The organism is Nocardia sp. NPDC059691 (genome assembly GCF_042733915.1).
GTDB lineage: Bacteria > Actinomycetota > Actinomycetes > Mycobacteriales > Mycobacteriaceae > Nocardia > Nocardia sichangensis.
Map to the genome: position 1 here is coordinate 72,780 of NZ_JBHWFB010000011.1, position 21,040 is coordinate 93,819.

19 protein-coding genes are annotated in these 21,040 nt (G+C 68.3%); 11 read left to right on the forward strand and 8 right to left on the reverse strand.

The annotated features are described in order from the left end of the window. Positions 1-218: 218 nt before the first annotated feature. Positions 219-1,805 (forward strand): FadD3 family acyl-CoA ligase, encoded by a 1,587-nt coding sequence (locus ACFV2O_RS23865; RefSeq protein ID WP_379253718.1) that lies wholly within the window; start codon positions 219-221, stop codon positions 1,803-1,805. Between the two features lie 345 nt (positions 1,806-2,150). On the opposite strand, the gene ACFV2O_RS23870 is transcribed toward ACFV2O_RS23865, so the two are convergent. The 4 genes from ACFV2O_RS23870 to ACFV2O_RS23885 are packed head-to-tail and all read right to left on the reverse strand — an operon-like array spanning position 2,151 to position 6,238. Next, the gene (locus ACFV2O_RS23870; RefSeq protein ID WP_356965841.1) at positions 2,151-2,969 is read right to left on the reverse strand and encodes an SDR family NAD(P)-dependent oxidoreductase; all 819 of its coding nucleotides are present in this window, start codon (positions 2,967-2,969) and stop codon (positions 2,151-2,153) included. Between the two features lie 58 nt (positions 2,970-3,027). Further along, positions 3,028-3,759 carry a glucose 1-dehydrogenase gene (locus tag ACFV2O_RS23875; RefSeq protein ID WP_379253719.1) on the reverse strand — a complete coding sequence of 244 codons (732 nt, stop codon included), beginning with the start codon at positions 3,757-3,759 and terminating at the stop codon, positions 3,028-3,030. Further along, positions 3,759-5,468: a 3-oxosteroid 1-dehydrogenase gene (gene kstD / locus ACFV2O_RS23880; RefSeq protein WP_379253720.1), complete on the reverse strand. Its 1,710-nt coding sequence runs from the start codon at positions 5,466-5,468 to the stop codon at positions 3,759-3,761. The genes ACFV2O_RS23875 and kstD overlap by 1 nt, the downstream gene beginning before the upstream one ends. Before the next feature lie 14 nt (positions 5,469-5,482). After that, a complete protein-coding gene (locus tag ACFV2O_RS23885) occupies positions 5,483-6,238 on the reverse strand; it encodes a glucose 1-dehydrogenase (RefSeq protein ID WP_379253721.1) in 756 nt (251 codons plus the stop codon). Between the two features lie 217 nt (positions 6,239-6,455). On the opposite strand from ACFV2O_RS23885, the gene ACFV2O_RS23890 reads away from it, so the two are divergent. From ACFV2O_RS23890 to ACFV2O_RS23905, 4 genes are read left to right on the forward strand one after another with little or no spacing between them, the layout of a single operon-like run. Then, entirely contained in the window at positions 6,456-7,583 is a 1,128-nt protein-coding gene (locus ACFV2O_RS23890) for an LLM class flavin-dependent oxidoreductase (RefSeq protein WP_379253722.1), read from the forward strand. A gap of 26 nt (positions 7,584-7,609) precedes the next feature. Then, a complete protein-coding gene (locus tag ACFV2O_RS23895; protein WP_379253723.1) occupies positions 7,610-8,368 on the forward strand; it encodes a glucose 1-dehydrogenase in 759 nt (252 codons plus the stop codon). A gap of 18 nt (positions 8,369-8,386) precedes the next feature. Beyond that, positions 8,387-9,334: an alpha/beta hydrolase gene (locus ACFV2O_RS23900; RefSeq protein WP_379253724.1), complete on the forward strand. Its 948-nt coding sequence runs from the start codon at positions 8,387-8,389 to the stop codon at positions 9,332-9,334. Positions 9,335-9,368: 34 nt separating this feature from the next. Further along, positions 9,369-9,749, forward strand: coding sequence for a VOC family protein (locus ACFV2O_RS23905; RefSeq protein WP_379253725.1), 381 nt, complete (start codon positions 9,369-9,371; stop codon positions 9,747-9,749). Between the two features lie 28 nt (positions 9,750-9,777). Here ACFV2O_RS23905 and ACFV2O_RS23910 read toward each other — a convergent pair whose 3' ends face one another. Together ACFV2O_RS23910 and ACFV2O_RS23915 are read right to left on the reverse strand one after the other, a co-directional pair. Next, the gene (locus ACFV2O_RS23910; RefSeq protein ID WP_379253726.1) at positions 9,778-11,304 is read right to left on the reverse strand and encodes a flavin-containing monooxygenase; all 1,527 of its coding nucleotides are present in this window, start codon (positions 11,302-11,304) and stop codon (positions 9,778-9,780) included. 562 nt (positions 11,305-11,866) lie between these two features. Further along, a complete protein-coding gene (locus tag ACFV2O_RS23915; RefSeq protein WP_356965825.1) occupies positions 11,867-12,499 on the reverse strand; it encodes a TetR/AcrR family transcriptional regulator in 633 nt (210 codons plus the stop codon). 96 nt (positions 12,500-12,595) lie between these two features. Here ACFV2O_RS23915 and ACFV2O_RS23920 point away from each other — a divergent pair, with 96 nt between their 5' ends. Genes ACFV2O_RS23920 through fadD11 form a run of 6 tightly spaced genes read left to right on the forward strand, consistent with a single transcriptional unit; the run spans position 12,596 to position 20,363 of the window. Further along, on the forward strand, positions 12,596-13,489 hold the full coding sequence (locus ACFV2O_RS23920; protein WP_379253727.1) for a metal-dependent hydrolase: 894 nt from the start codon (positions 12,596-12,598) through the stop codon (positions 13,487-13,489). Then, on the forward strand, positions 13,486-14,538 hold the full coding sequence (locus ACFV2O_RS23925; protein ID WP_379253728.1) for a PDR/VanB family oxidoreductase: 1,053 nt from the start codon (positions 13,486-13,488) through the stop codon (positions 14,536-14,538). Before ACFV2O_RS23920 ends, ACFV2O_RS23925 begins: the two co-directional genes overlap by 4 nt. A 59-nt stretch (positions 14,539-14,597) precedes the next feature. Further along, a complete protein-coding gene (locus ACFV2O_RS23930; RefSeq protein ID WP_379253729.1) occupies positions 14,598-16,100 on the forward strand; it encodes an aldehyde dehydrogenase family protein in 1,503 nt (500 codons plus the stop codon). After that, positions 16,097-17,563, forward strand: a complete 1,467-nt coding sequence (locus ACFV2O_RS23935; RefSeq protein ID WP_379253730.1) for a flavin-containing monooxygenase — start codon at positions 16,097-16,099, stop codon at positions 17,561-17,563. Before ACFV2O_RS23930 ends, ACFV2O_RS23935 begins: the two co-directional genes overlap by 4 nt. A gap of 8 nt (positions 17,564-17,571) precedes the next feature. After that, positions 17,572-18,537 (forward strand): short-chain dehydrogenase/reductase, encoded by a 966-nt coding sequence (locus ACFV2O_RS23940; RefSeq protein ID WP_379253877.1) that lies wholly within the window; start codon positions 17,572-17,574, stop codon positions 18,535-18,537. After that, entirely contained in the window at positions 18,534-20,363 is a 1,830-nt protein-coding gene (fadD11, locus tag ACFV2O_RS23945; RefSeq protein ID WP_379253731.1) for a fatty acid--CoA ligase FadD11, read from the forward strand. Before ACFV2O_RS23940 ends, fadD11 begins: the two co-directional genes overlap by 4 nt. A gap of 114 nt (positions 20,364-20,477) precedes the next feature. Here fadD11 and ACFV2O_RS23950 read toward each other — a convergent pair whose 3' ends face one another. Continuing rightward, positions 20,478-20,609 carry a hypothetical protein gene (locus ACFV2O_RS23950; RefSeq protein ID WP_379253732.1) on the reverse strand — a complete coding sequence of 44 codons (132 nt, stop codon included), beginning with the start codon at positions 20,607-20,609 and terminating at the stop codon, positions 20,478-20,480. Positions 20,610-20,693: 84 nt separating this feature from the next. Continuing rightward, the gene (locus ACFV2O_RS23955; protein WP_356965813.1) at positions 20,694-20,987 is read right to left on the reverse strand and encodes a hypothetical protein; all 294 of its coding nucleotides are present in this window, start codon (positions 20,985-20,987) and stop codon (positions 20,694-20,696) included. Between the last annotated feature and the right edge of the window lie 53 nt (positions 20,988-21,040).

Below are 21,040 nucleotides of genomic sequence, written 5' to 3' on the forward strand. Positions count from 1 at the left end.
CCGCTGAGCAGGACCAGTGCTCCCGCGTGAGCCGACCCGATGGCGGCATGCCGGTCGTCGCCGCCCTCGACCGCTCGACGTGCCATATCGCGACCGCGCCGGTACCGATGGGCGATACGCGGTACCTGCGAACTCCTGACCGGGAGAGAATTCCCGGTCAGCGGGATCTTCGGCGGCGATCGGTCCGCAGCGAACGGCTGGTACGGCACGATCGCGGCATGGATCGACGGCGCGCGGCGACCGGTGAGCTCGCGACCATTCCGGCGGTACTGGCCGACCGGGCACGGCGGCACGGCGCGCGGATCGCGGTGGTGGCGCCGGAGGGTCAGCTCACCTACGCCGAACTCGCCGTCGCGGCGCGGCGGGTCACACGGGCGTTGCTGGCACGATCGGTGCGGCCCGGCGATCGGGTGGCGATCTGGGCACCCAACACCGCGCGATGGGTGACCGCCGCGCTCGGCGTGCTCGGTGCGGGCGCGACGCTCGTCCCGATCAGTACTCGGCTGCGCGGTCGCGAGGCGGCCGACATCCTCGCTCGCGGCCGGTGCCGCATGTTGCTCACCGTGGCCGGATTCCTCGGCACCGACTACCCGGGGATGCTGCGGGAGTCGGGGTGCGCGCTGCCGGAGTTGCACACCACCGTCGTGCTCGACGACACCGCCGTGGAACTCTCGTGGTCCCGATTTCTCACACTCGGCGTCGAAGTTCCCGTCGCGGACGCCGACGCGCGGATCGCGTCCGTGGACCCGGAGTCGGTCTCCGACATCCTGTTCACCTCCGGCACCACGGGAGTGCCGAAAGGCGTGCCGTCCACCCACCGGCAGACGATCGATGCGTTCAGCCGTTGGGCCGATGCGGTCACTCTCGCCGGCGACGACAGGTATCTGCTGGTGAACCCGTTCTCCCACACCTTCGGCTACAAGGCCGGGATCATCGCGTGCCTGTTACGCGGCGCCACCATGGTGCCGGTGGACCGATTCGATCCGCAGCGTGTGTTCAGGGCCATCGAGCGCGAGCGGATCACCGTGCTGACCGGCCCACCGACGCTCTTCCACGACCTGCTCACGCACCGACGCGCCGCCCACGATCTGAGTTCCCTGCGGCTGGCGGGCACGGGTGGTTCGAGCGTGCCGACCGAATTGGTGGAGCGGATCCGCCGTGAACTGGGTGCCGAGAAGATCTTCACCGGGTACGGACTGACCGAGTCGACCGGCGTCGCCACGATCTGCGCACCCGATGCACCGGCGCACCTCCTGGCGCACACCGTAGGAAAAGCGCTGCCCGGCATGCTGATTCGGGTTGTGGACGATTCCGGGCGACGGGTGCGGGCGGGTGAGCCCGGCGAGATCGTGATTTCCGGTCCCAACGTGATGCACGGTTACCTCGACGACCCCGCAGCGACAACAGCGGCCATCGATTCCGGCGGCTGGTTGCACACCGGCGATATCGGCACCCTCGACACCGACGGCTACCTGCGCGTCGCCGACCGCCGCGCGGACATGTTCATCGTGGGCGGGTTCAACGTCCACCCCGCCGAGATCGAGCGAATCCTCCTCGACCATCCCGAGATCGCCGAAGCCGCAGTAGTCGGTGTCCCCGACGCTCGTCTCGGTGAAGTCGGCCACGCCTTCGTCGTCCCCGACGGCCCCGTCGAAATCGACCCGACAGAGATTCTCGCCTGGGCCCGGACCCGTATCGCCGGTTACAAGGCCCCGCGTCGCATCGAGGTCGTAGCGGCACTACCTCGAAACGCTGCCGGCAAGGTCCTCAAACGGGTCCTTCGTTCGCAGGGTGCCCAGCCCTGAGCACTTCCCCGCCTCTACCCCGGTAATCGCCTCCCAGGCCGCCGGCGAACCTGTAGGTGAACCCAATCCACCGTTGCACCATCCCCCACGCGGCAGGATAGCCATATGGGTCAGGAGACCAATGCATCGCCCCTTGGAGCGCCACCGTCTCGAGCCCGCTCCATTGCCATCCCCCCGGCATGGGCCGTCCTTCTTGTCGAAGCGCCGGAAACGAGCAAGGCGGTCCTACTCCGCCAGGTCGCGAAGGACCCGGTTCGGTAGGACCACCTTGTGCAGTGGGTGATCAGCGAGAACGCGTCCGGCTGCTGACACGCACCTGCCGCCCACAGGATCGCGCGCCGCGTGTCAGGCGACCTCGTTCTTCATCTGGGCGGTGAGGATCTTCTGATAACCGGATCCGAAAAGCCTTGGCAGCCAATCGATGACGTGGGCGTCCGCGCCGATCAAGATCTTCGCCTTGTTCTTGCGGATACCGTTCACGATGACCCGCGCGGCGTGCTCCGGGGTGGTCTTGGCCAGGCGGTCGAAGTTGGCGGCCAGCGCGTCGCGGTCGCGATCGCCGCCCGCCCGCGCCTTCCAGGCGATCTCCGTCTTGATCATGCCCGGATGCACGCTGCTGACGCCCACCGCGTGCCCGGCGATGTTCATCTCCTGCCGCAGCGCGTCGGTGAAGGCGCGAATGGCGAATTTCGTCGCACTGTATGCGCCCTGGCTTGGGCAGGCGGCGAGGCCGAACATGCTCGACACGTTCGCGATATGGCCGTCACCGGAGGCGATGACATGAGGCAGGAACGCCTTCGTGCCGTAGGCGACGCCCCAGAAGTTGATGCCGACGATCCATTCGAAGTCGGCCCAGCCGAGTTCTTCTACATTCGCGGTCAGCGAGACTCCGGCGTTGTTGACCACCAGATTGATCCCGCCGAAGTCCTCGGCCACCTCGTCGGCGTGGCGGTACACCGCCGCCCGGTCGGTCACGTCCAGCTTGTACGCGCGGGCTTGCGCGCCTTCCTTGGCACACAGCGCCGCGGTCTCGGCGACGTTCTCCACGTTGCGGCCCGACAGCGCCAGCCGTGCACCTCGGCGGGCGAGTTCGACCGCCAACGCCCGGCCGATCCCCGCGCCCGCGCCGGTGATCACCGCGGTCCTGCCCTCGAAATTCTTCACGGTCGATTTCCTTGTCTCGCTCGGCGGTCGGCCCGCCGGTTTGCTCTGCCGGTGGTCCTCACAGGCACGTGTAGCCGCCGTCCGCCACGAATTCCGAGCCGGTGCTGAAGCTCGACTCGTCGCTGATCAGGAACAGCACCAGGTTCGCCAGTTCCTCGGGACGGCCGGCCCTGCGGATCGGCTGATTGCCCGACATGCCCTGCGAGCGTGTCGAATCCGCGGTCATCTCGGTGACCACGACACCGGGGTGCACCGAGTTGACGCGAATGTCGTCGGCGGCGAACTCCTGGGCGGCGGTCTTGGTCATGCCGCGCACGGCCCATTTGGACGCGGTGTAGCCGAGGATGTTGGAGAAGGCGATGATGCCGCCGATCGAGGAGATATTGACGATGGAGCCGCCTCCGGCCCGGCGCATCGACCCCAGCACCGCCTTCATGCCGAGGAACACCCCGACCTGGTTGACGTCGATCACCTTGCGGAAATCGGCTTCCGACAGCTTCTCGATCGGATCGACGTGGACGATGCCCGCGTTGTTGACCAGGCCCGAGACCGGCCCGAAGACCTTCTCGGTGTAGGCGACCACGTCGTTCCAGGCCGACTCGTCGGTGACGTCGAGCGGGAGGAAGGTCGCCGCGTCGCCCAGCTCGGCGGCCAGAGCCACGCCATCGTCCACCAGGACGTCGCTGATCAACACTCTGGCGCCCTCGGCGACCAGCCGCCGCGCGAAGGCCGCACCCATTCCCCGGGCGCCGCCGGTGACGATCACGTTCTTACCCTCGACGCGTCCCATCAACGCGCTCCTTCCGATGTCTGCGCCCGACGTTCGGTCGTTCCCGGCTGGTTCCCTGCGATATGACCGGCCGCGATGTAGCCGAATACCATGGCGGGACCGATGGTCGCGCCCGCGCCCGCGTAGTCGTTGCCCATCACCGAGGCCGAGTTGTTCCCCGCCGCGTACAGGCCGGGGATGGGCTGGTCGTCGCTGTCGAGGACGCGCGCGTGCTCGTCGGTGACCAAACCGCCCTTGGTGCCCAGATCACCCGGCACCATCTCGACGGCGTAGAACGGCCCCTGCTCGATCGGTGCCAGGCACGGATTGGGCCGCACCGTCGGATCGCCGTAGTAGCGGTCGTACGCGGAATCACCACGGCGGAAGTCCTCGTCGCGACCGGCACGGGCGAAACCGTTGAAGCGCTCCACCGTCGCGGTGAGCGCCGCGGGCGGCACGCCGATCTTCGCCGCGAGCTCGGCCAAAGTGTCTGCCTGCCGGATGATCCCGGCATCCAGGTACTTCTGCGGAAGCGGACGCTTCGGGAAGTTGCCCAGGAACAGGTACCGGTCCCGGAACCGCTGGTCCATGATGAAGTACGCCGGGATGTGCCCGACGCCCGCCGCTTCCTGCTCGTACATCTTGTGCACGACGTTCACGTAGGGGGCCGATTCGTTGACGAACCGCTCGCCCGCGTGGTTCACCATGATGCCGCCGGGCTGGGAGCGCTCGGCCAGGCAGAAGAACGGCGGCCCGTCGGGATTGCGCACGGACGGTCCCCACCAGGCGTCGTCCATGAGATCGACCGCGCCACCGGCCTTCTGGCCCGCGACGATGCCCTCACCGACGTTCTCGGTGGCGCCCACCGTCCATTCGGTGGACTGGGGGCCGCTCATGTACTGCCGACGCATCTCCAGGTTGTGCTCGAAGCCGCCCGCCGCCAGCACCACGCCGCGGCGCGCCTTGATCACCACCGGTGTCCCGTCGCGTTCGGCGCGTACGCCGACCACCGCGTTGCCCTCGGTGATCAGTTCGGTCAGCGGCGTGTTCAGCCACACCGGCACCCCGGCGTCGCGCAGCGACAGCCACAGCCGGGCCGCGAGGGCCTTGCCCAGGCTCAGCGGCAGCCGTCCGCGCAGCTTGTTCCCCACCGCTTGGATACCGACCTTGATCGCGGTGCGCTTCCCGGCCCAGGTGCGGGCGATCATGTTCAGATCGTGGAAGTCGCTGACGGTGAAGGCGATGCCCTTGGGACCGGACATGGTCGGCTGGTTGATCTTGTGCAGGTCGCCGCCGAGCAGCCGTCCGTCCAGCGGGGCCGGCTCGATGCTGCGTCCCTGGGCGAGACCACCGGGGAACTCGGGGTGGTAGTCGGAATAGCCACGGTCGTAGACGAATTCCCAATATTTGCTGCGAGCGCCGAGGTAGCGCATCATCTCCGGTCCGCGCTCGAGAAACGCCCGCTGCCTGGCCTCCGGTACCCGATCGCCCACCACGGCCGCGAGATAGGTGCGGGCAAGTTCCGGGCTGTCGGGCACGTCTTCGCTCTGGAGTACCGGGTTGTTGGGAATCCAGATGCCGCCGCCGGACCGTGCCGTGGAGCCGCCGAACGCTCGGCCTTTCTCGATCAGCGTCACCGAAAGTCCACGGTAGGCGGCCGTCAGGGCGGCGGTCATGCCCGCGGCGCCGGAACCGACGACCACCACGTCGAATTCGAATTCCTGAGTCATCGCGTCGCTTCCCGTCAGTAGCCGCAGCCGGTGAGCATGCCGCCGTCGACCACGAATTCGCCTCCGGTGCAATAACTCGCCGCGTCCGAGGCCAGGAACACCGCCACATGGGAGACCTCGACGGGCTGCCCCCAGCGCGGGATCGGCAGGCTCGCGAAGAAGCCGTCGCCGTCGACGCCGGACGCACCGGACACCGCCGCGGTCATGGGCGTGGCGATGCCGCCCGGGTGCAGCGAGTTGACCCGGATACCCAGATGGCCGAGCTCGCGGGCGGCCGACTTGGTGATGCCGCGGATCGCGAACTTGCTCGCGCTGTAGGCGGACAGGCCCGCGGCGCCGACGAACCCCTCCACCGAGGAGACGTTCACGACCGCACCGCCGCCGGTCTCGGCGAGCGCCGGTGCGGCGGTCTTGATGCCCAGCCAGGTGCCGGTCACGTTGACCGACATGATCGCGGTGAAATCCGCCAGAGCCATTTCGGCGATCGGGACGAACCGCAGGATGCCCGCGTTGTTCACCACCGCGTCCAGCCGCCCGTAGTGGCCGACCGCCTCCGACACCGCAGCGGACCAATCGGCCTCGCTGGTCACATCGTGGTGCACGTACCGCGCGGCGTCACCCAGTTCCGCGGCCAGCGCCGTTCCCTCGTGATCGAGCACGTCACCGAACACCACCCGCGCGCCCTCGGCCACGAACTGCCGTACGTGCTCGGCGCCCATCCCGGGCGCCCCGCCGGTGACCAGCGCCACCTTGCCGTCGAGTTGTCCCACCGATTTCCGTCCTCTCTGACCGTCCCTTGCGCACCGACGCTAGGTCGCCCACCGGGGCAAGGCACCGGATGGTCCCGGCCACCGGGACTAGCTCCTGACCTGAGAAATTCCAGCGGTCATATTTCGATTAGGCATACAGCTTCCGACTGTCCCGCAGCGGGACGAATCACCCCGACGAAACCGGAAACGCCCGATCGGGCGTCGAGAAGGAGACCGGATGAAGTTCTCGATGATCTTCGAGGCCCAGATGGCCAACCCCTCGCGTGAGCACGAGCACCAGGTGCTGCGCGACTGTGTCGAGCAGGCGGTACTCGCCGACGAGATGGGATTCGACACCGTCTGGGCGGTCGAGCACCACGGCTTGAAGTGGTACGCGCACATGAGCGCCCCTGAGGTCTTCCTGACCTGGGTGGCCGCCAAGACCGCACGGATCCGGATCGGGCACGGCGTGGTGTGCATGCCGTTCAACTTCAACCACCCCGTGCGGGCGGCCGAACGCGCCGCGATGCTCGACGTGCTGTCCGGCGGCCGGCTCAACCTCGGCGCGGGCCGCGGCGCGACGCCGGTGGAGACCTCCATGTGCGGTGTCGACCCCGAGCGCACCTACCAGGAGGTCGAGGAGTCGCTGCGCATGATCGGCAAGGCATGGCAGGATCCCGAAGCCGAATTCGAGTACAACGGCGAACTCTTGCAGGTCTCGCCGCATTCGCTGCTGCCGCGGCCGGAGCAGTTGCCGCATCCGCCGCTGTTCATGGCGTGCACCAAGAAGGACACGCTGAAAATGGCCGCCGACTACGGAATCGGCGCGCTCGTGCTGGGTTTCGCGGGCGTGGAGGAGATCGCCGAACTGCGGCGCACCTATGACGAGGCGATCGCCGCGCGCACCGGTGAGCGTTTCGTCTCGACCGTCGTGAACGATCATTTCGCGGCGCTGTGCCCCACCATCGTCCTCGACGACCGGGAGAAGGCACAGCAGATCGGCGCCCGCGGGCAGCGCTTCTTCGCCCAGTCCATCAAGCACTACTACGGCGCGGGTCCGGCTCCCGACGAGGCCGTGGACCCGAACGCGGACGAAGTCGCCGCCATCAAGCAGGCCGCCGACGACCACGTGGCCTATCTGCACGAGGCCAAGATCCCCGTGAAGACCGGCGCCACCTCGGTCTTCAACGTCGAGCACGCCTACGGCAGCCCCGAGGACGCCATCGCCTACGTCGAGCGTCTGCAGGCCGCGGGCGCCGACGAGATCCTCTGCCTCATCCAGATGGGCACCGTGCCGCAGGAGGCATGCCTGGAAACCATCCGGCACTGGGGCGAGAAGGTCATCCCCCACTTCCGCAACAGCTGACCCGCCACGACATCGAGGAGTTCGACATGGTTGACCTGAGTGGGAAGGTCGCCCTGATCACCGGCGCCGCCCGGGGACAGGGCGCCGCCGAGGCGCGGCTGTTCGTGGAGCGCGGCGCCCGGGTGGTGATCACCGACGTGCTGGAAGCCGAAGGCGCGCAACTGGCCGAATCGCTGGGCGCCGCCGCGCGTTTCGTCCGGCACGACGTCGGCAGCGGTGACGACTGGGAGGCCGCCGTCGGCACGGCGGTTACGGCGTTCGGCATGCTGGACGTCCTGGTGAACAACGCAGCCATCTACACCGCGAAGCCGCTGACCGACACCGCGCCGGAGGAGTTGGAGCGAATCCTGCGCGTGAATCTGGTCGGTCCGTTCCGCGGCATCCAGGCGGCGATCGGGCCGATGACGCGGGCGGGCGGCGGCTCGATCGTCAACATCTCCTCGCAGGCGGGCCTCGAGGGGCTGATGGGTCACTCCGCCTACGGCTCCTCGAAATGGGGACTGCGCGGGCTGACCAAGACCGCCGCGCTCGAACTGGGCCCGGCCGGAATCCGGGTCAACTCGGTGCATCCTGGCCCGATCGCGACCCCGATGGTCCCGTACCTGACCACCGGCCCCGGCAGCTTCCCCTCCCTGCCGCTGCAACGCACCGGCGCGCCGGAGGAGGTCGCCGAACTGGTCGCGTTCCTTGCTTCCGACGCCTCGGCCTACATCACCGGCGCCGAGGTGACGGTCGACGGCGGCCTGGCGGCGGGCAAGTTCCTGCCACCGGATTTCGAGCAGTAGCGAAAGGAGCGAGCCGCGATGCCGCTGACACCACAGGCGCGGGCGATCGTCGAGGCCGCGGGTGCCGCGTTCCCGAAATTGGGCACCGAAGTGCTCGACGCCGCCGAGGCGCGGCGGCTGCTCGCCGCCCGCCCCGCGCCCGTCGTCGATCCGATTCCCGTCGCCGAGGTGTGGGATCGACTGGTTCCCGGCCCGCCGGGCGCACCCGAGATCCGGGTCCGCATCTATCGTCCCGCCGCGGCGGTGCAGCCGCCTCCGATCGTGATCTTCTGCCACGGCGGCGGATTCGTGATCTGCAGCCTCGACAGCCATGACCGGTTCTGCCGAGCCATGGCCGTCGGGGCGGAGGCGATCGTGGTGTCGGTGGACTACCGGCAGGCGCCCGAGCACCGGTTCCCCGCGGCCGCCGAGGACGCGTACGCGGCGCTGCGCTGGGTCGCCGACCACGCCGAAACGCTGGGCGGCGATCCCGCCTGCCTCGTCGTGGCCGGGGACAGCGCGGGCGGCAACCTCGCCGCGGTGACCACGTTGATGGCACGCGATCGAGGCGGTCCCGAGATCGCCCGGCAACTGCTGCTGTATCCCATGCTCGATCCGGCCTGCGCCACGGCGTCCTACCGCCAGAACGCGGACGGCTATTTCACCACCGCCGCCCACCTGCGCTGGTATTGGCGTCAGTACCTGGGCTCGCACGACGGCGCCGATCCGTACGCCAACCCACTCACCGCCGACCTGTCCGGGCTCCCGCCCGCACACATCGTCACCGCCGAGTTCGATCCGCTGCGCGACGAGGGCGAGGACTACGGGCAGCGGCTGCGGCGAGCCGGTGTCCCGGCGGCGATCCACCGCTGCGACGGCATGTTCCACGGCTTCCTGAGCATGGCCGACGACCTGCCCGAGGCGGTCCGGGCCAACACCGCCACCTACGAGGTCGTACGCGCCGCCCACGCCGAGCGGCGTTCCTGAACGAGCCCGCACCACGCACTGTTAGGACCCACCCATGACGATCCAACGGATCGGCCCCGCCTACCCCACCGACGACCTGCCCGCCACGGTGGCACTGCTGGCCGCCGTCCTCGCTACCGAACCCACCGTCGTCGACGGCGACCGCTGGGCCCAGTTCGACAGCAATGGCGTCCGCGTGATGCTCGCGGGCACCGACCGCGAGGACGACAGCCCGTTCCTCGCGATCAAGGTGGACGACCTGGATGCCGCGTTGAACCGGCTGCGCGCCGGAGGTTTCGAAGCCGCGCAGCCGGCCATCGGACCGCACGAACGCCGCGCCGTGATACGGCCGACGCCCGGCTCCGCCTGGCACATCGCCCTCTATGAACCGATCTCGGGTGCGAATCCGGCCCAGCGAACGGAAACATCCGAGTAGCAACGAAATACGGCTCGGCCGGGCATTGTCACTCGGAGTGGATTCCGGCGGCCGGTTCCGATGCGGCCGGATCTGTCGGGTTCGCCGGATCGGGGGGAACCGCACGGAACGATTCGGACGGCGGTCGCCGTAATGCGCGATCGAAGGCACGCGCCGAGGCGGGCCACGGGTTGGTGACGCGCCCGCTGGCGTGTTTGTACCAGCAGTTCGGTCCCATCGCCGGCCACACCGTCTTGGTGACCGCTTGCTCGAGCCACTGCAGATGTGCCCGCATCGCGGTTTCCCTGACCTCGATCGCGGACGCGCCGATCCGATCACGCCAGTGCAGGCAACGGACGATGTAGTCCACCTGACACTCCTTCATTCCCGGATTGCTGCCCGCGGGGTTGAAACTGTTCGGCCCGGCGATCAGGAAGGCATTCGGATAGCCGGGGACCGCCATGCCCAGTAGCGCGGTCGCTCCGGAACGCCACTGGTCGTGCAGCAGCACGCCCCCGCGTCCACGCACGGTGATCGGGACCAGGAACTCCGGAGCACGGAAACCGGTGGCGTAGATGATCACATCCGCGGCATGGTGTGCACCATCGGCGGTGCGCAGTCCATCACGGGTGATCCGGGCGATCGGGTCGGTGATCAGCTCGACGTTCTCGCGGGCCAAGGCCGAATAATAGTGACTGTCGAAGATGATGCGCTTGCCCCCGATCGGATAGTCGGGGGTGAGTTTCGCCCGCAGCCGCGGGTCCGCGATCCGGCTGTGCAGGTACCGCCGGGCAGCCCATTCGGCGGGCCGCGCCGACCAACCTCGGCGCATGATCGGCGCGAGCACGGCATCGGAGCCGTAGTACAGGACTCGGCGATAGAGATGGTGAGCGCCGGGCAGCCGCAGCGCCGTTCGAGCGAGCGGCCCGAAGTCGGCGGGTGGTTTGGGCAGTACCCAGTGCGGCGTGCGCTGGAAGACGCGGACCCGCCGGGCTTTCGTGGCCAGGGTCGGCAACATCTGTGCCGCGCTGGAGCCGGTGCCGATCACCGCCACGTCCCTGCCGTGCAGGTCCTGGTCGTGGTCCCAGCGCGCGGAATGGAACGACGGTCCGGCGAAATCCGCCCGGCCCGCGAGATCGGGAATGCTCGGCCGGTGCAGCTGGCCCACGGCGAAGATCACCACCTCGGCGACCACACGCCGCCCGTCGGAGGTGGTCAGTTCCCACCCGCCCTCGGTTTCCAGATAGCTGGCTTCCCTTATCGCGGTGCCCAATCGCAGATGCGGAACCAAACCGTGGTCGGCGGCGACCCGGCGCAGATACTCCAGGATCTCCGCCTGGCGCGGATATCGGATGCGCCGACTTCGGTAGGGCGCGAACGAGAACGAATACAAGTGGGACGGCACATCACAGGAGCAACCCGGATAGGTGTTGTCTCGCCAAACCCCGCCGACGTCGCCGTCCCGCTCGAAGATCACGAAATCCGTGATCCCGGCTCGCCGCAACCCGACTCCCATCCCGATGCCGCCGAAGCCCGCTCCGACGACAGCCACCTTGTAGGTCATCGAGATCGCCACCCTCCTCCTTCATCGTCACACAGTCAACATGCAGCTACCTCATCTCTTCGTTGGCTGAAGGCTTCTGGATGGAAACACTTCCGAGTGGTTGACCGCTGGACGGCGTATGCCAGAAGTACGGGGCCACAGTGAAACACCGCGCATCACATGATCAACGGGACGATGTTCGACGATCCGCTGACTGTCGCGGTCCTCCATTCACCACGCGGTCATTCGCGATCGATCGCCCGTCAAGTAGCACACTCTCCGCTATTTGCCGGGCCTTGTCGCAGGTACGGCCGATCGTCCCGTCGCAACGAGAGCGCGGGAGATGCCGAGGACCGTTTCGCCGAACGCGACGGATTCGACGTGGCGCTGGTCAACGGCACATCCGGGATCGCCAAGTGGACGAAGGCGTCTTCTGAACGAATTGCGGCGCAGCGTTTTTCGCGGGGACACCGGACGAATCGACAGACACGCCTTACAAGCCGGCGAATGCGGTTGCCGCGATACAACTGAGCGTTCGCCCGTTGGACATCCGCGCGCGGCATTCCACGGAGCGACCGGCCCGGCGCGTCCGGTGTCAGCGGGGCGCGACGTTCGGTCCGGCCACCACCGGTACCAGGTATGTGCGCGCGAAATCGTCGAGTTGCCCGTCGGTCCGGAGTTCGGTGAGCCCGTGCGGCGCGAGGATCAGCGAGTGGACGATCCGGCACACGATTTCCGCACGAGTGGTCAGATCCGTTGCGGGCGGCAGGATTCCCCGTTCGACAGCGCGCTCGAGCGCGGTGACCGTCGCGTGGACGGACATCGCGAACGGGCCCGCGCCATCGACGGTGAGTTTCAGGACAACGCGCGCCGGTTCCAGCGCCAGCATGCGGTCGACGAGCGGATTCGTGCGCCAGCGGGTGATCACGGTGACGAAGATGTCGGCGACGAGATCGCCGAGCTCGTCGTGCCGGTCGGCGATCTGGGTGATCTCGGCGAGCACCGCGGCCACCTCTCGGCTGATCACGGCTTGCACCAAGTCGTCGCGACCACCGACATGGCGATAGACCGTCACCCGGTCCACGCCCGCCTTCCGCGCCACTTCCTCGATCGTCGTCTTCTTGACGCCGACCTGCTCGAAGAGGACCAGAGCCGCGTCCAGGATCCGGGTGACGAGGGTGCCGGCGACGTTCTCGCTGCTCGCAGTGGCCTTCGACGCGGTGGGCATGGGCCAACGCTAGCAAAACGGATCCATCGTGCAACATTCAGCCCGAGTTGTTGCTGCAACATTGCAATGCGATTTGTTGTTCTGTACGGTCGGGTCATGGCTGAGCAGGCAGGCGCGACGCAGCGCCGGTATCGCGACGAAGCGCATGCCATCCATGCGCGCGACGTCCATTTCGATTTCGACTCCGTGCCCATGCACTACGTGCCGGGCGAGGCCTTGGCCACCCACATCGTCAATGTGATGCACCTGGTGCTGCCCGAAGGGGAACGAGCCATGGCGCAGGCACTGGCCGAAGCCCTGCCGCACATCGACGACGAACGATTGCGGGAAGAGGTCACGGGGTTCATCGGGCAGGAGACCATGCACGCGAACAGTCACGAAGCCGCGCGCGCCCACCTGCGATCGATCGGGTTGGACGTCGATTCCTACGTCGGCAAAGTCGCCTGGCTGGTCGATCGCATCCTCGGTGACCACGGCTTGACCGGCCGGGCGCGGGAGGAGTGGCTCAAGGAACGGCTGGGTCTGTTCGCGGGCATGGAGCACTACACAGCGGTGCTCGGGGAATGGCTGCTCAACGCCGACATCCTCGAGGAGAAGGGCATGCATCCGGCGATGCTGGACCTGGTCCGGTGGCACGGCGCCGAAGAGGTGGAGCACCGCAGCGTCGTCTACGACGCTTTCATGCATATCGACGGCAGCTACGCACGGAAAGCCCGCACGGCGATCCTGGCCAGCGCGACCTTGCTTCCGCTGTTCATCGTCTCCACCGCCTATCTCTACCGGAAGGATCCGTCGCCGCAGAAGGGCCGGTGCTGGGGCCTGCAGTTCTGGAGCGCGACCCGGCGTGGCGTCATCCCGAAGTGGACGGTCTTCGTCACCGAGATGCCGCGGTACCTGCGGCCGGGTTTCCATCCGTCCCAGCTGGGTCCGATGGACAAGGCCCTGCGCTATCTGGCGCACTCGCCTGCCGCGCGGGCGGCGCACCGATGAACGGATCACCCACCCTGGCCGAGCGCTCGGCGACCGGGGGACTGCGCCTGATCGGCGATGTCATGGACATCTATCGGAAGGTGTTCGTCACCGGACGCACCGCCGCACTCCTGTCCCGCCCGAACACGGTGCGCCGCACGGGTTTCGATACGGACGTAACGATCGCCGGGATCGAACGCGAAGCCGCCGACGTGGTGAGCCTGACACTGCGCGCGGCCGATGGCGGTCCGCTGCCCACCTGGCGGCCGGGCGCGCACGTGGATGTCTTCTTGCCCTCGGGACGGCAGCGCCAGTACTCGCTGTGCGGCGACCCGAGCGACCGGTTCCGGTATCGCATCGCGGTGCGGCTCATTCCCGACGGGGGCGGCGGATCGCGCGAGATCCATCATTCGCTGCGAGTCGGCGACCGTCTGCGCATTCGCGGGCCGCGCAACGCGTTCACCTTCGTCGAAGCGCCGTCGTATCTGTTCCTGGCCGGTGGCATCGGCATCACCCCGATCATGCCGATGGTCGAGGCCGCGGGCGCGCGTGGACGCCTGGTGTACGTCGGCCGCTCACGCGAGACCATGCCGTTCCTGGCCGACCTGCCCGGCGCCGACGTCAGGCCGGACGACGAATTCGGCCCTCCGCATGTCGCCGCACTGCTGGCGCGCGCAGAACCCGGCGCGGCGGTGTACGTGTGCGGGCCGCCGCCGATGCTCGAGGCGGCGCAACGGTGCCTGTTCGAACTCAACCCGACGGCCTCGCTGCACACCGAACGGTTCTCCGCGCTCCCGGTCGTCGACGGCGCGGAATTCGACCTCACTCTGGCGCGCACTGCGACCACCGTCCGGGTCGCGGCCGACGAAACGGCGCTCACCGCGATTCATCGCGCACTGCCGGACACCCCTTACTCCTGCCGGCAGGGATTCTGCGGCACCTGCAAAGTCGCGGTCGTCTCCGGCGCCGTCGACCACCGTGATCGCGTGCTCACCGCGGCCGAACGCGAGAACCAGATGCTGGTCTGCGTCTCCCGCGCCGCGGGCGAACACCTCGTGGTCGACCTCTGAGATCGTCATACGAAAGGGACAGCGTTGTCTATGCGTTGCCGATCGAGGGAGACGACCCGATGAGCGTCTCCACCGACAACCACGCACCGTCGGTCGTGTCGACCTTCGACGTGCGCGATCCGGCCACCGGCGAGGTGGTCGGAACCTACCCGGTCCACGACCGCCATGCCGTGGACACCGCCGTCGCCGCCGCGCACGAGGCCGCGACCTGGTGGCATGATCTCGGCTTCGCCGGACGCGCTCGGCATCTGGACGCCTGGCGCGCCCAGATCGCCACCGGCCGTGACGAACTGGCCCAGATCATCCACCGGGAAATGGGCAAGCCGGTCTCCGACGCCAAACTCGAGATCGCGATGGCCCTCGAACACTTGCGATGGGCGGCCCGCAACGCCGAGAAGGTGCTCGGCCGTCGCTCCGTGCCGTCGAGCATGCTGACACGCAACCACGCGGCCACGGTCGAATACCTTCCCCTCGGCGTGGTCGGCGTGATCGGACCGTGGAACTACCCGGTCTTCACTCCGCTCGGCTCCATCTCCTTCGCGCTGGCCGCCGGGAACGCGGTGGTGTTCAAACCCAGCGAGTACACCCCCGGCGTCGGGCTGTGGCTCGCGGAGGCGTTCGCACGCACCATGCCCGCCGAGCCGGTGCTGCAAGTGATCACCGGGCTCGGCGACACCGGAAACGCTCTGTGCCGCAGCGGCGTCGGCAAAATCGGGTTCACCGGATCCACGGCCACCGGCAAACTCGTCCTCGCGGCGTGCGCGGAGAACCTCACGCCGGTGCTGATGGAGTGCGGCGGCAAGGACGCGTTGATCGTCGACGCCGATGCCGACCTCTCCGCCGCCGCCGACGCGGCGGTGTGGGGCGGGTTGTCCAACGCGGGGCAGACCTGTCTGGCCGTGGAGCGCGTCTACGTCCACGCCGACGTCTACGACGACTTCCTCGCCGAACTGGTGGCGGCGGCGGGACAGATCGACGCCGGTAGGGCGGATTCGAAGATCGGCCCCATCACGATGCCGAAGCAACTAGCGATCATTCGCCGCCACATCGAGGACGCGGTCGCGCGCGGCGCCCGGGCGGTGCTCGGCGGCCCGGATGCCATCGATCGCCAGTTCGTCCAACCGACCATCCTCGTCGACGTCCCCGAGGACGCGTCCGCGGTGACGGAGGAGACCTTCGGTCCCACCCTGACGGTCACCAAGGTCAGGGACATGGACCAGGCCGTCGAGTTGGTCAACCGCTGCGCCTACGGGCTGGGCGGCACCGTGTTCGCCCGCCGCAACGGGCGCGACATCGCCGACCGCATCCGGGCGGGCGGCATTTCCATCAACGCGTTCGTCGCGCACGCCACCATTCCCGCGCTGCCGCTCGGCGGCGTCGGCGCCTCCGGATTCGGCCGCGTGCACGGGCCGGACGGGCTCAGGGAATTCACCTACGCCAAAGCCACCACGCGCCAGCGTTTCCCGTCCCCGTTGCCGCTCACCTCGTTCCGGCGCGACCACCGCGTGGACATGGTCGTCGACCTGCTCATCGCGGTCCTACACGGAAGGAAGCGCCAGTGACCTCCGATCCGATCGAACACACCCCCATCGCGATCGTCGGCGCGGGTCTGGGCGGCATCGGCCTGGCGATCAAACTCCGCGAGGCCGGATTCGACGATCTGGTGGTCCTCGAACGCGCCGACGACCTCGGCGGCACCTGGCGGGCCAACACCTATCCCGGTTGTGCCTGCGATGTGCCGTCCCACCTCTACAGCTACTCCTTCGCACCCAATCCGGAGTGGTCGCGCACCTATGGACGGCAGCCGGAAATCCTGGACTACATCCGCTCGGTGGCCATCGAGCACGATGTCGTCCGCCACATCCGGTTCGGCGCCGAACTGCTCGACGCCCGGTGGGACGAGCAAGGTTCGCTCTGGCGGATCGAGACCTCGCGCGGCACGCTGACCGCGGACTTCCTGCTCTCGGCCACCGGGCTCTTCGCGGAGGCGAAGTATCCCCGGCTGCCCGGCATCGACTCCTTCGCGGGCACGTCCTTCCATTCGCTGCACTGGAACCACGATCACGATCTCACCGGCGAGCGGGTCGCGGTGATCGGCACCGGCGCCTCGGCGGTGCAGTTCGTGCCGGAGATCCAGCCGAAGGTGGCCCAGCTGCTGCTGTTCCAGCGATCGGCCCCCTGGATCGTCCCGCGCATGGATCGCAGCACCCTCGAACTCGAGCGACGGCTGCTGCGCCGTATCCCGCTGGCGCAGCGCGCCATTCGCGGCGGGTTCTACGCGGCGATCGAGACCTTCGGGCTCATCTCGCTGGTCGATCAGCGCTTCCGGCACCCGTACGAAGCGCTGGGCCGACTGCAATTGCTGCGGCAGGTCCGCGACCGCGAGCTGCGCAAGAAGCTCACCCCCGACTACGTCATCGGCTGCAAACGAGCGATCTTCTCCGACACCTACCTACCGGCACTCGACCAGCCGAACGTCGACGTGGTCACCCAGCCGATCGCCGAGATCCGGCCGCACTCGATTCTGCTGCGCGACGGCAGTGAGCATGCGGTGGATACCCTCATCTTCGGAACCGGTTTCACCTCGATCCCGACCGCCTACGAGCGCTACGTCGGGCGCGACGGGCGAACGCTGGCGCAGCTCTATCGGGAACGACCGCAGAGCTATCTCGGTGTCGCGCTGTCCGGGTTCCCCAATTTCTTCTGCACGCTCGGTCCGTTCGGCGCCGCCGGTAACCAGTCCGCGATCTACATGATCGAATCCCAGATCGCCTACATCGTCGACGCCTTACGCGACGCGCGCTCCCGCGGAACGCGCCGGATCGAGGTGCGACCGGCAGCGCAGGCCGATTTCGTCGCGGAGATGGCTCGCCGCAGTTCGTCGACGGTATGGCTCACGGGCGGATGCCAGAGCTACTACCAGACGCCGGACGGGCTCAATGCCGGTCTCTACCCGAACTGGAGCTTCGAATACCGGCAGCGCACCAGCCGATTCGACACCGCGGCCTACGAGGTGACCCGGTGATCGGCGACATGCTCCGGATCGCCAGGGGGCGGCGCGGATATTCGGTCGCGGGCAGGGTCGTGCTGATCACCGGCGCGGGGCGCGGCATCGGCGGCGAACTGGCGGCGCTGCTGCACCACAAGCAGGCCTCGGTCGTGCTGGTCGATCTCGACCGGGACGCGGTCGACGCGGCAGCCGCCGCATTGGGCGATCGAACCCTCGCCATCGCCGCCGACGTCGCCGACCGCTCGGCGATGCGGGCGGCCATCGACCGGGCCGCCGACCATTTCGGCCGCTTGGACGTGGTGGTGGCCAATGCGGGCGTGGTGCCCCGCCCGGCGACGGTGCGCACGCTCGACGGGCAGGACTTCGACCGGGTGATGGACATCAACCTCACCGGTGTGTTCAACACCGTGCGCCCGGCGCTCGACCACGTCGTCGCCGCCGAAGGTCATGTGGTCGTGGTGTCGTCGTGCGCGGCGTTCGCTCCCGGCATGGCGGGAGCCCCGTACATGATCAGCAAAGCCGCGGTCGAACAGCTGGGTCGGGCGTTGCGGGTGGAACTGGCGCCCTTCGGCGCTTCGGCGGGCATCGCCTATTTCGGCATCGTGGACACCCGGATGACCCACGACACCCTCGATCACGACGAACTCGGCCGTGAGCTGGACGACCTGCTGCCGTGGCCGTTGAACACGCGCATCTCGGCGGCGCAAGCGGCCAGGACCATCGCGGACGGCATCGAGCGTCGCGCCGCGCGCACCATCGCACCGGCAGGGTGGGAGCCCTACGCGCTGCTGCGCGGGGCGGTCAATGTCGTGCTCGACAGCGCACTCGCTCACGACCGCCGCGTCCACGACCTGTTGCGCAGGGTCGAAGCGCGCACGACGCCGTCGCCGTATGCCGGTCACGACGGCTCCAGGTCGCCCGTCGCATCTCCACTCAGCACGGTCCAGCCGCAGCATGCGCCGTCCGACCCGAAGGAATCCCTCTCGTGAGCACTCCACGCTTCGACACGCTCCCCGCCGCCTTCCAGCACAACGCGGCCGTCGATCCCGACGCGATCGCGCTCCGCACTCCCGGCGACGCCGCCACCCTCACCTGGCGCGAGTACGCGACGCGGGTCCGTCTGATCGCCGCCGGACTGTCGGGACTGGGCGTCCGGCGCGGCGACACGGTGGCCCTGATGATGTCCAACCGCATCGAGTTCTATCCGCTGGAGGTCGGGGCGCAGCATCTCGGCGCCACCAGTTTCTCCGTGTACAACACCGCGTCGCCGGAGCAGATCGCGTACGTTCTGGACAACGCCGGTGTGCGCGTGCTGATCTGTGAGCCTGGATATGTCGAACAGGTCCGCGCGAGCGGCGTCGAACTCGACCACATCGTCTGCGTCGACGACGCCCCGGAGGGCACTTTGTCGGTCGCTGACGTCATCGCCGCGGGCGAGCGAGACTTCGACTTCGACGCCGCGTGGCGCGCGGTCCAGCCCGACGACGTCGCGACGCTGATCTACACGTCGGGCACCACCGGCGATCCCAAAGGGGTGGAGACCACGCACGCGAACCTGATGTTCGAGTGCTACGCCGTCGATCAGGTGCTTGGCATCCGGTTCGGGGACACCATCACGTCCTACATGCCCACCGCGCACATCGCCGACCGGCTGACCGCGCTGTACTTCCAGGAGGTCTTCGGCACCCAGGTGACCTGCGTCGCCGTTCCGACGGGGATCAGCGCCGCCTTGGCCGACCTGCATCCCACGATCTGGGGCGCCGTGCCCCGGGTATGGGAAAAGCTCAAAGCGGCAATCGAATTCGCGGTCGCCAACGAGCCCGACGAGCAGCGCCAGGCCGCGTTGCGGTGGGCGTTGGCGGTCGCCGCCCAGCGCAGCGCTCATCAATTGGCCGGGGAGGCGGTGCCCGAATCCGTCGCCGCCGAGTGGGCACGCGCCGATCGACTCGTCCTGTCCGGGTTGCGCGCGAAACTCGGTCTCGACCGCGTCCGCTGGGCGATGTCCGGGGCCGCGCCGATCCCCGCCGAAACGCTCGGATTCTTCGCCGGGCTCGGGATCCCGATCGCCGAGATCTGGGGCATGTCCGAACTCACCTGCATCTGCAGCGTCAGCCACCCCGGCGACGCCAGACTCGGCACCGTGGGCAAACTGTTGCCCGGCATGCGGGCCAGGATCGCCGACGACGGTGAACTCCACGTCCGCGGCCCGCTCGTGATGAAGGGCTATCGCGGTGAGCCCGGCAAGACCGCCGAGACCGTCGACTCCGAGGGCTGGCTGAGCACCGGAGACGTCGTCACCATCGATGACGCCAGATATCTCAGGGTCGTGGACCGCAAGAAGGAGTTGATCATCAACTCCGCCGGGAAGAACATGTCCCCCACCAACATCGAGAACGCGATCAAGGCGGCGACACCGCTGATCGGGGCGATCGCCGTGATCGGCGACGGCCGCCCCTACAACACCGCGCTCCTCGTCCTCGATGCCGAAACCGCCGGACCGTACGCCGCGCGGCACGACCTGCCCGATTGCTCGGCAACGGCCTTGTCGGCCGACGCCGGCGTCATCGAGCAGATCGCCGCAGGCATCGCCGCGGGCAATGCGAAGCTCTCGCGGGTGGAGCAAGTCAAGCGGTTCCGCGTCTTGCCCACCTTCTGGGAAGCGGGCGGCGACGAAGTCACCCTCACGATGAAACTCAAGCGCCGGGTGATCGCCGAGAAATACGCCACCGAAATCGCCGGACTCTACGCACCCGACCTCGGCCCGGATGTCCACGAACCCGCCGGGCCTGTCGCCGCCCCGGTTGCCACCGGCTGAGCGAACCGGCGGCTGATCATCGCTCCTTGACCCAGTACATCCCACGACCGGACTCCGCGGGCGCACGCTTTTCGCGCGGCTCGATCCGGTCCAGCCGGTAGCCGAGCCGCCGGGCTACCGCGGCACTGCGGACATTCGCCTCGTCAGGTCCTCCGGCTGCCATCGCCGTAACAGCAGCTCGTCCAGTTCGATCCGTTCCGGTGGCACGACGCCCGGTGCGAGCGCCGAGCACGGTTCGATGCTCATACCGATATCGTGGCCATCCGGCGCGTGACCGTGCAAAGCGATTTCCGGCAGATCCCATAGCCGGCCGCACGGGCCGCCGGCGTTTCAGGCACCCCGGAGACGAACTTCGGTATCCAGCTCGGCGGCGGTCTCGGTCAGTGCGGCGGCGTCCGGGTCCTCTCCGATCCGGGCGGCCAGTTCGGCCCGCGACAGGATGAGCATTCCTTGCGGCTCGGACCCGAAGGCACCTTCGATTCTGATCTGCCCTTCCTCGAGGACCAGGTACGCGTCCGGTTGGCCGGTGGCCAGCAACCGGCGTAGATCATCCGCCGTGACTCGGCCGAAACGCTGTGCGCTGCTCGACGACGTGTCTGCTGCATTGGTGTTTTCCGCATCCATGATGACCGATTGCCCGGGTGATTCCGCGGGAAACCGGCTGGTCACCCGGGACC